This is a genomic window from Stenotrophomonas rhizophila, from assembly GCF_020857975.1.
Taxonomy (GTDB): domain Bacteria; phylum Pseudomonadota; class Gammaproteobacteria; order Xanthomonadales; family Xanthomonadaceae; genus Stenotrophomonas; species Stenotrophomonas rhizophila_C.
Genome location: NZ_JACWUO010000002.1, coordinates 412,970 through 423,232 on the forward strand (window position 1 = coordinate 412,970; position 10,263 = coordinate 423,232).

9 protein-coding genes are annotated in these 10,263 nt (G+C 68.8%); 2 read left to right on the top strand and 7 right to left on the bottom strand.

The genetic code is table 11. The features are described from left to right. Nucleotides 1-5 precede the first annotated feature (5 nt). The 6 genes from rimM to ffh all read right to left on the bottom strand — a co-directional run bounded on the left by rimM (nt 6) and on the right by ffh (nt 4,814). Nucleotides 6-518 carry a ribosome maturation factor RimM gene (gene rimM, locus IC535_RS03795; RefSeq protein ID WP_228886623.1) on the bottom strand — a complete coding sequence of 171 codons (513 nt, stop codon included), beginning with the start codon at nt 516-518 and terminating at the stop codon, nt 6-8. A gap of 43 nt (nt 519-561) precedes the next feature. Continuing rightward, complete coding sequence (gene rpsP / locus IC535_RS03800) at nt 562-822, bottom strand: 30S ribosomal protein S16 (RefSeq protein ID WP_017356068.1); 261 nt, start codon at nt 820-822, stop codon at nt 562-564. 112 nt (nt 823-934) lie between these two features. Then, the gene (locus IC535_RS03805) at nt 935-1,741 is read right to left on the bottom strand and encodes an aminotransferase class IV family protein (protein ID WP_228886622.1); all 807 of its coding nucleotides are present in this window, start codon (nt 1,739-1,741) and stop codon (nt 935-937) included. After that, complete coding sequence (locus IC535_RS03810; RefSeq protein ID WP_228886621.1) at nt 1,738-2,814, bottom strand: NAD(P)H-dependent flavin oxidoreductase; 1,077 nt, start codon at nt 2,812-2,814, stop codon at nt 1,738-1,740. The genes IC535_RS03805 and IC535_RS03810 overlap by 4 nt, the downstream gene beginning before the upstream one ends. Before the next feature lie 76 nt (nt 2,815-2,890). Further along, nucleotides 2,891-3,325: a hypothetical protein gene (locus IC535_RS03815; RefSeq protein WP_228886620.1), complete on the bottom strand. Its 435-nt coding sequence runs from the start codon at nt 3,323-3,325 to the stop codon at nt 2,891-2,893. A gap of 109 nt (nt 3,326-3,434) precedes the next feature. Beyond that, nucleotides 3,435-4,814, bottom strand: coding sequence for a signal recognition particle protein (gene ffh, locus IC535_RS03820; protein WP_228886619.1), 1,380 nt, complete (start codon nt 4,812-4,814; stop codon nt 3,435-3,437). A gap of 131 nt (nt 4,815-4,945) precedes the next feature. On the opposite strand from ffh, the gene IC535_RS03825 reads away from it, so the two are divergent. After that, complete coding sequence (locus IC535_RS03825; RefSeq protein WP_228886618.1) at nt 4,946-5,740, top strand: cytochrome C assembly family protein; 795 nt, start codon at nt 4,946-4,948, stop codon at nt 5,738-5,740. 70 nt (nt 5,741-5,810) lie between these two features. Here IC535_RS03825 and radA read toward each other — a convergent pair whose 3' ends face one another. After that, a complete protein-coding gene (radA, locus tag IC535_RS03830; protein WP_228886617.1) occupies nt 5,811-7,190 on the bottom strand; it encodes a DNA repair protein RadA in 1,380 nt (459 codons plus the stop codon). Between the two features lie 152 nt (nt 7,191-7,342). Here radA and IC535_RS03835 point away from each other — a divergent pair, with 152 nt between their 5' ends. Next, on the top strand, nt 7,343-9,406 hold the full coding sequence (locus IC535_RS03835; RefSeq protein WP_228886616.1) for a putative bifunctional diguanylate cyclase/phosphodiesterase: 2,064 nt from the start codon (nt 7,343-7,345) through the stop codon (nt 9,404-9,406). The last annotated feature ends 857 nt before the right edge of the window (nt 9,407-10,263 follow it).

Here is a 10,263-nt window from a genome sequence, read left to right on the forward strand (position 1 = left end):
CCGGCCTAAAACTCCGGATCCCAGTCGACCACGATCAGGTTGGCCTCGAAATCCACCGACACCACGAAATCGGGTTGCACGAACGGAATCATCCGCTCACGGTCGCCGTGCACCACCAGCACGTCGTTGGAGCCGGTCGAGAACAGGTGCGAAGCCCGCCCCAGTTCGACGCCATCGACGGTACGTACCTGCAGGCCTTCCAGGTCGACCCAGTAATACTCGTCGGCCTTCGGCGGCGGCAGCGCGCTGCGTGCCACATAGACTTCGGTGCCGTACATCGACTCGACCACATCGCGGTCGGTGATATCGGGAAACACCGCCACCAGGTGCTTGCCGGCCTGACGGCCGCGCGCGCCGGTGAGGGTGCTCTCCTGGCCGGCGGGAGTACGCAGGATCCAGGGCTGGTATTGGAAAATGGCGGTACGCGGCTCGGTCCAGGACTCGAGCTTGATCTCGCCTCGCACACCAAAAGCGCCGACAATCCTGCCCAGCAGGATCCGGCGCTCGGTATCTTTCATCTGTATAGGCCGAATGGGCCGCGGCAGGCGCGGCCCGTCAGGATCAGGCCGCCGAGGCCTGGGCCTTGGTCGCTTCCTTGTACAGGTTGCGAACCTTGTCGGTCATCTGGGCGCCGTTGGCAACCCACTTGTCCACCAGCGGCAGATCCAGCACGATGCGCGATTCGGCACCCTGGGCAACCGGGTTGTAGTAACCCACGCGCTCGATGTTGCGGCCATCACGGGCGCTGCGCGAGTCGGTCACGATGATGTGGTAGAACGGACGCTTCTTGGCGCCGCCGCGGGTCAGTCGAATCTTGACCATGGTGTAAATCCTCTATTGCCCAGTCGCCAGGATGGCGCGGTAAGCCGGCGATTATAGCGGCGCCCCGCGGCCATTCCAAGCCTCTGCCGGCCGCTGAAGCTGAACAGGGCCCCTACCCTGCGCCGCCGGCCTTGCCGATCGGCTGCCACGGCGCCGTCTCCAGGATGCCCCTGGCCCGCTGGCAGAGTGCCTCCGACTCGGGAAACAGCACCGAATCCACTGCCGCGATCGGCCAGACCCCGGCCGAGTTGCAGGCGACGGCACCATCGAAGTCGCCCAGTTCGGACAGGGCCACCGCACGCACCTGCTGCCCTTGCTGTGCAAAGCCGGCCTGCAACAGGCGCTCCTGGGTGCCGCGCAGTGCCGGGGCCTGCGGCCATACGATCTGCCGGCCCTGTTGGAAGGCGATGTTCCAGGTACTGCCTTCGCTGACCTGGCCGTCATCGGTAATGAACAGCGCATCGTCGAACCCGTCCTGGAGCGCACGCCTGCGCTGGGCGAACAGGGCAAAGGTGCCGACGTGCTTGAGGTGCGGCAGTTCCCGCTGGTACACCACCGTGCGCAGGCGCCGCGCGTCGGCCGGCATGTGCACCGGCGCGGCCACCGCCACCAGTACATCCACCTCGACCGGCCGCAGCGGCTGGCGGAAATCGAACCGGCGCGAGAACACCGTCACCCGCAGCGCGGCGTCGGCCACGCCTTCGGCCTGCAGGGCCTGGGCCATCCAGGCCTGCACCCGGGCCGGGTCCAGTGCGGCACCGAACAACTCGGCCGTGCCTTGCTGCAGGCGCTGCAGGTGCAGGTCCAGGCCCTGCACGGCAGCGCCGCGTACCTGCAGCGAGGTGAAATGACCGTAATTGGCCAGCGCCGCGGCCAGGTCGTCGGTACCGGCCGGGTGGCCGTTGCAGTACAGGCTCATCCCAGCAGCGCCCGGGCGTCGGACCACATCTGCGCCAGCACTTCGGCGGCCGGGCGGGCCGGCGCCATCCACGCCGACTGCCCGGCCCAGGCCTGCATCGCCTCGATCCGGTGCTGGCCATTGGCCTGCGCCCGCATCGGCGCGGTCAGCCCGCGCTGTACCGGGTACGGGCGCGGCGGCGGCGCATCGGCCTGCGCGGCGGCACGCACATAGGCGGTGGCCAGGCCGCGGCCGAGCCGGCCACTGAAGGCGCGGGTCGGCCAGGTGTCTTCGGGTTCGGCCGCGGCCAGCGCCTGCGACCAGGCCGGGTCGATCGCGCATTCGGGCGTGCGCAGGAACGCGGTGCCCACCTGCACCGCGCTGGCCCCCAGCAGCAGCGCCGCCGCGATGCCGCGGCCATCGGCGATGCCGCCGGCGGCGATCAGCGGAATGTGCAGTTGGTCGGCCAGCCGCGGCAGCAGCGCGAACAGCCCCACCAATTGGCGCTCGGCCGCGTCCGGGTCGAACGCCCCGCGGTGCCCGCCGGCCTCGAAGCCCTGCGCCACCACCGCATCGGCACCGGCGGCCTGCGCGGCCAGGGCTTCGGACAAGGTGGTGGCACAGGCGAACCAGGCGATGCCGGCCAGCTGCAGGCGCTGCACCTGGGCGGCGGTAAAAACCCCCATGATGGTCGAGGCCACCGCCGGGCGCGCGGCGATCAGCGCATCGAACTGCGCATCGAAATCGGCCGGGCCGGCATCGCCGGCACTGGCCGGCACCGCCGGGCCCCACTGGGCGAGGAACGCGCGCGATGCGGCCTCACCGGCCGCATCGCGGCGCGGCGGCGGATCGGGAATCCACACATTGACCTGGGCCGGCCCGGGCGACTGCGCGCGGAAGCCGTCCATCCACGCCACGATGTCCTGCGGCTGGGACAGCACCGCGCCCATCGCGCCCATGCTGCCGGCATTGGCCAGCGCCACCGACAACGGCAGCGGGCAGGCGCCGGCCATCGGCGCCAGCAGGACCGGGGCCTGCAAGGCAAAGCGCCGACAGAAACCGTCGGCGCGTTCGAGGATCGAAGAACGGCTCACGCGCGGCGCACCCGTGGAAGGAGACGGTGCCAGCATACGCCGCACCGCCCTGCCCCGGCAGCCGCGCCGGCCGGACTCAGCGTGCCGACACCGCGTAGGTGCGGACCAGCTGGCTGTCCATTTCCTCGTTGAAGGTGAAGGTCACATAGCGCGCGTCGTCGGCGGCAAAGTCTTCCTCGACCACCGCACGGCCGATCTCGGTGCCCTGCCCATCCAGGGCGCGGGCCACCAGCTTGCCCTTGAACGGCTTGTCGGCCACCACATACACCGCCGCATCCTTGGAGCCCATGCCACGGCTCTTGCCTTGGGTCACGGTCAGGCCGCGTGCCGCCAGCGCCGGGTCGATCTGCAGGGTCACGCTCATGCGCTTGTCCACGCCCTCGCCCAGCCCGGCGACGAAATCGGCGGCGGTGCCGCTGATCGCGCTGCCGGCCTTCTGCGACATCGAGGTGTCGTCCTTGCAGCCGGCCAGTGCGAGGGCCAGCGCCATCATCACGATAGACTTTTTCACAGGCATTCCTTTGAAGTATCAAGACCGCCAGTGAAGCACTGGACGGAGGGTGCAACAAGAGGCAGGCACCGCCCCCGGGTGACGCTTGCAGCTGCCTGTGGCCGAGGCCTCAGCGGAACGGCATGCCGCCGCGACCGCCCATGGCCCCCATCATGCCCTTCATGCTGCGCATCATGCCCTTCATGCCGCCGCCGGCCATCTTGCTCATCATCTTTTCCATCTGCTGGTACTGCTTCATCAGCTTGTTGACGTCGGCCGGGGTCAGCCCGGAACCGCGCGCGATGCGGGCGCGGCGCGAGCCGTTGAGCAGGCCCGGGTTGCGGCGTTCCTTCTTGGTCATCGAGTTGATGATGGCGATCATGCGCGGCACTTCCTTGCCTTGGCTGACCTGCTGCTTGAGATGTTCGGGGATGTTGCCCAGGCCCGGCAGCTTGTCCATCAGGCCGCCGATGCCGCCCATGTTCTGCATCTGCTCGAGCTGGTCGCGCATGTCGTTCAGATCGAACTTCTTGCCCTTGGCGACCTTCTCGGCCAGCTTCTGCGCCTTGTCCTTGTCGACCTGCTGCTCGACCTGCTCCACCAGCGACAGCACATCGCCCATGTCCAGGATGCGGCTGGCGATACGGTCGGGGTGGAATACGTCCAGGCCATCCGGCTTTTCGCTCACACCGACGAACTTGATCGGCTTGCCGGTGATGTAGCGCACGCTCAGCGCGGCACCGCCGCGGGCGTCGCCGTCGGTCTTGGTCAGCACCACGCCGGTCAGCGGCAGCGCATCGCCGAAGGCCTTGGCGGTGTTGGCCGCGTCCTGGCCGGTCATGGCATCGACCACGAACAGGGTTTCGGCCGGGTTGACCGCCGCGTGCAGGGCCTTGATCTCGGCCATCATCGCGTCATCGATGGCCAGGCGGCCGGCGGTATCGACAATCAGCACGTCGACGAACGACTTGCGCGCATCGTCGATCGCCGCGCGCACGATCGCTTCGGGCTTCTGGTCGGCGCTGGACGGGAAGAACAGCACCCCGACCTGGTCGGCCAGGGTCTGCAGCTGCTCGATCGCGGCCGGACGGTAGACGTCGGCCGAGACCACCATCACCTTCTTCTTGCGCTTTTCCTTCAGGTGCTTGGCCAGCTTGCCGACCGTGGTGGTCTTGCCCGCACCCTGCAGGCCGGCCATCAGGATGATCGCCGGGGCCGGCACATTGAGGTTCAGGTCCGAGGCGGCCGAGCCCATCACGGCGGTCAGTTCGTCGCGCACGACCTTGATCAGCGCCTGGCCCGGGGTCAGCGACTTGAGTACTTCCTGGCCGACCGCGCGCACCTTGATGCGCTCCACCAACGCCTGCACGACCGGCAGGGCGACGTCGGCTTCGAGCAGCGCGATGCGGACTTCGCGGGTGGCCTCGCGGATGTTTTCCTCGGTGAGGCGACCGCGGCCGCGCAGCCGCTCGATGGTGCCGGAGAGGCGCTGGGTCAGGGACTCGAACATGGAGGCAACCTGTTCAGAACGAAAGACAGAGAGACGCACAGTATAGCCGGTCCACCAAGCGCCCCGGACCGCGCCGGCGGCCGGTGGCCGCAGCCATCGCCAGTACCCCGGGGGTATGCGAAACTTCCACGATGACAATCGTTCTCATCGCGACCCTGCTGTACCTGACCGCCACCGGCCTGCTGGTGCGCGCGGTCAGCCGCGATGACGCGATCCGCTCCCCGGCATGGCTGTGGCCGGCGCTGCCGGCGATGCTGCTGCATGGCGGCTACCACGTGCTGGTCGCCATGCGCACCAGCGGCGGGCCGGACATGCACTTCTTCGCGGCGCTGTCGCTGGTCGGGCTGGGCATGGCCTGGCTGACCTCGCTGGTGGCCGCGCGCGGGCGCATGGCCGCGCTGGGCGTGCTGGTGTTCCCGATGGCCGCCGCGGTGCTGTGCATCTACCACGGCTACGGGCACGCGCCGAGCAAGCCGCTGGGCTGGCAGCTGGCCACCCACGCCTGGATGGCGCTGCTGGCCTACGCCACGCTCAGCGTGGCCGCGCTGCTGGCGATCATGCTGTGGCTGCAGGAGCGCGCCCTGCGCCGGCGCGACTTCCGCCCCTGGCTGCGCGCCCTGCCGCCGCTGGCGGATCTGGAAGCCCTGCTGTTCCGGGTGATCGCGGTCGGCTTTGCGCTGCTCACCCTGACCCTGGTCACCGGCGTGCTGTTCGTCGATGACCTGCTGGCGCAGAAGCTGGTGCACAAGACCGTGCTGAGCGTCCTGTCCTGGATCGTATTCGGCACCCTGCTGATCGGCCGCCGCCGCTACGGCTGGCGCGGGGCCAAGGCGGTGCACTGGACGCTGACCGCGATGGCGCTGCTGCTGCTAGCGTTCTTCGGCAGCCAGTTCGCGATTGAACTGGTGTTCGGGCGCCCTCGATAAAAAGCGTGCCGACCCACGGTCGGCACCCTGCAATAGTCAGGTAGATGCCGACCGTTGGCCGGCATGCTGCTCACGCCGCTTCGATCGCCTCGGACAGCCGCTCCACCGCAATTACCTCCATGCCCTTCACGCTGCCGCCCTTGGGCGCATTGGCCCTGGGCACGATCGCCCGCTTGAAGCCATGGGTGGCCGCTTCGCGCAGGCGGTCTTCGCCATTGGGCACCGGGCGGATCTCGCCGGACAGGCCGACCTCGCCGAAGGCGATGGTCTTCTCGGCCAGCGGCCGGTCCTGCAGCGAGGACAGCACCGCCAGCAGCACCGGCAGGTCCACTGCGGTTTCCTGCACGCGAATGCCACCGACCACGTTGACGAACACGTCCTGGTCGCCGGTCAGCACCCCGCCGTGCCGGTGCAGCACCGCCAGCAGCATCGCCAGCCGGTTCTGCTCCAGGCCCACCGCCACTCGGCGCGGGTTGGACAGCGGTGAGGTATCCACCAGCGCCTGCACTTCCACCAGCAGCGGCCGGGTACCTTCGCGGGTAACCATCACGCAGCTGCCCGGTTGCTGGGTGCTGCCCCCGGACAGGAAGATCGCCGACGGGTTGGAGACCTCCTTGAGGCCCTTTTCGCCCATCGCGAACACGCCCAGCTCGTTGACCGCGCCGAAGCGGTTCTTGAACGCGCGCAGCAGGCGGAAGCGGCTGCCGCTCTCGCCCTCGAAATACAGCACCGCATCGACCATATGCTCCAGCACGCGCGGGCCGGCGATGCCGCCTTCCTTGGTCACATGCCCGACCAGGAACACGGCGGTGCCGGTTTCCTTGGCAAAGCGCACCAGCCGCGCCGCGCTCTCGCGCACCTGGCTGACCGAGCCGGGTGCGGCGGTCAGCGATTCGGTCCACAGGGTCTGGATCGAGTCGGCCACGATCAGCTTCGGCCGGGCCACGCTGGCATGCTGCAGGATCGCCTCGACCTGGGTTTCGGCCAGCGCATTGACGTTGTCCAGCGGCAGGTCCAGCCGCACCGCACGCCCGGCCACCTGCGACAGCGACTCCTCACCGGTGATGTACAGCACCGGCAGGGTCGCGGCCATCCTGGCCACCGCCTGCAGCAATAGAGTGGACTTGCCGATGCCCGGGTCGCCGCCCACCAGCACCACCGCGCCCTCGACCATGCCGCCGCCGAGCACCCGGTCGAACTCGCCGATACCGGTGCTGACCCGCAGGTGGTCGGTCTGCTGCACATCCTTGAGCGCCATGATCTTGGGCGCATCGACCTTGCCGGCCCAGCCGGAGCGGCGCGACGCCGGCGAGGCCTTGCCGGGGGTCGCGCTTTCCAGGGTGATCTCGCTGAGCACGTTCCACACACCGCATTCGGTGCACTGGCCCTGCCACTTGCTGTACTCGGCGCCGCATTCGCTGCAGACGTAGGCGGTGAGCCTCTTGGCCATGTCAGTTCCACTTCATCGTGTGTCCGGCAGGATAGCCGAGCGGCGTCGCAACAACCGAGACGCGGTGCGAATCCATGCTCAAGATCGGCGCCCCGCCGCCGATACCGGGGCGGGCCGCTGCGCCCCTCCCCCACTTCCCCCAGGCTACTCCCATGACCGGCACCTACAGCCAGAGTCTTGTCGCGTTCTCGCTGCTGGTCGCCGTCCTGGCCTCGTATACCGCGCTGGACATGGCCGGGCGCCTGGCCAGCACCCGGGGCCGGGTAGCCCGCTGGTGGCTCGCCGGCGGCGCCGGTGCGATGGGCCTGGGCATCTGGTCGATGCACTTCATCGGCATGCTGGCCTTCCACCTGCCGATCCCGATCGGCTACGACTTGGCCATCACCCTGTATTCGCTGGCGGTGTCGGTGGGCGCTTCGGCGTATGCGCTGTGGCTGGTCTCGCGCGCGCAGCTGCCGTGGTCGCGGCTGGTCGCCGGCGCGGTGCTGATGGGGCTGGGCATCGCGGCCATGCACTACCTGGGCATGGCGGCCCTGCGCATGCAGCCGGGCATCGACTACGACCCGCTGTGGTTCACGCTGTCGCTGCTGATCGCCGTCGTCGCCGCCGGCGCGGCGCTGTGGATCGCCTTCCGCCTGCGCCTGGAGCAGCGCCGCCCGTACCTGCTGCGCGGGCTGGCCTCGGTGCTGATGGGGCTGGCGATCGTGGGCATGCACTACACCGGCATGGCCGCCGCGCGCTTCCCGGAAGGCAGCATCTGCGGGGCCGCGCTCGGCCAGGGCATCGACAGCAAGTGGCTGGCGGTGCTGGTCATCGTCACCACCCTGGCCACCCTGGGCATCGCCCTGATCGCCTCGGTGTTCGACCGCCAGATGCGCACCCGCACCGGCCTGCTGGCCGACTCGCTGGCCTACGCCAACGAGAAACTGCTGCAGGCCGCCCTGCACGACCCGCTCACCCAGCTGCCCAACCGCATGCTGCTGCAGGACCGGATCGAGCAGGCGATCGAGAAGTCCAGGCGCGGCCAGTCCAGTTTCGCGGTGATGTTCTGCGACCTGGATGGATTCAAGGCCATCAACGACGCCTACGGCCACCAGCTGGGCGACAAGCTGCTGATCCAGGTGAGCGAACGGGTCGGCACGCTGCTGCGCAGCCACGACACCTTCGCGCGGCTGGGCGGCGACGAGTTCGTGATCGTGTTCCAGGTGGACGACCTCGACGATGCCGCCGTGGTGGCCGAGCGCATCATCGCCAGCCTGGCCGAGCCGTTCCTGATCGACGCGCTGGAGCTGCAGATCAGCGCCAGCCTGGGCATCGCGCTGTACCCGGCCGATGCCACCAGCGAACGCGACCTGATGGCGCACGCCGACGCGGCGATGTACCACACCAAGGAAGCCGGCCGGAACGGCTATACCTTCTTCACCGAATCGATGCACGTCAGCGCCAACCGCCAGCTCAAGCTGCTGCAGGAACTGCGCCGGGCGCTGACCCGCAACGAGCTGGTGCTGCACTACCAGCCCAAGTTCCCGGCCACCGGCCAGCCGTTGATCGGCGCCGAGGCGCTGGTGCGCTGGCAGCACCCCGAGCTGGGCCTGCTGACCCCGGACACCTTCATCCCGCTGGCCGAACGCAGCGGCCTGATCCTGCCGCTGGGCGACTGGGTGCTGGACCGCGCCTGCGCGCAGCTGCGCCAATGGCACGATGCCGGGCATGCCGAATGGTCGATGGCGGTCAACCTGTCGCCGCTGCAGTTCGCCTCCAGCACGCTGCTGGACACGGTCAGGCGCACCCTGGAGCGGCACGCGCTGGCGCCGCGCTTCCTGACCCTGGAAGTGACCGAGACCACCGCGATGCGCGACGTCGAGGCCAGCCTGCTGATCCTGCAGGGGCTGACCGACATGGGCGTGCACATTTCCATCGATGATTTCGGCACCGGCTATTCCAGCCTGCTCTACCTCAAGCGGATGCCGGCCACCGAGCTGAAGATCGACCGCGCCTTCGTGCACGACCTGGAAGACAACGCCGAGGACGCGGCGATCGTGTCCTCGATCATCGCGTTAGGCCGCTCGCTGCAACTGCAGATCGTCGCCGAAGGCGTGGAAACCGACGGCCAGCGCCAGTACCTGAGCGACCTGGGGTGCGACCTGCTGCAGGGCTACCACCTGGGCCGGCCGGTGGCCGCCGAGGAATTCCTGCGGCTGGCGCAGGCGGCATAGGCTGCGGTTGGCGGCGGTGGTGGTGATAGGGCCGTTGAACGGAACGGGCCCCGTAGTCGGTCTCGATGATTGTCATGCGTGCGATGAACGCTGCAGGGCCATCGGCAGTCGTTTGGGAACCGACCCTACCGGGGCGCCCCTCGACAACGCTGACCCGTGCAGGCCCTGGTAGGGTCGAACCTTGGTCGACTGCCGGTAACGGTGTCACGTGCGGTGGCGACATGACTGTTGAGCGGAGCGGGTTCCTCGGTGTGGCCCAGGCGCGGCCTCGATGATGGTCATGCGTGCAATGAACGCTGCAGGGCTGTCGGCAGTCGTTTGGGAACCGACCCTACCAGGGCGCGCATCCACCATCGGCGACGCTGACGCCTGCAATGCGGGGTCCGCCCTTGATACGGTCGAACCTTGGTCGACTGCCGGTAACGGTGCCACGTGCGGTGGCGACATGACTGTTGAGCGGAGCGGGTTCCTCGGTGTGGCCCAGGCGCGGCCTCGATGATTGTCATGCGTGCAATGAACGCTGCAGGGCTGTCGGCAGTCGTTTGGGAACCGACCCTACCAGGGCGCCCCTCGACAACGCTGACCCGTGCAGGCCCTGGTAGGGTCGAACCTTGGTCGACTGCCGGTAACGGTGCCACGTGCGGTGGCGACATGACCGTTGAACGGAGCGGGTTCCTCGGTGTGGCCCAGGCGCGACCTCGATGATGGTCATGCGTGCAATGACCGTTGCCAGGCCATCGGCAGCCGTTTGGGAACCGACCCTACCGGGGCGCCCCGCGGCAACGCTGACCCGTGCAGGCCCTGGTAGGGTCGAACCTTGGTCGACTGCCGGTAACGGTGCCACGTGCGGTGGCGAC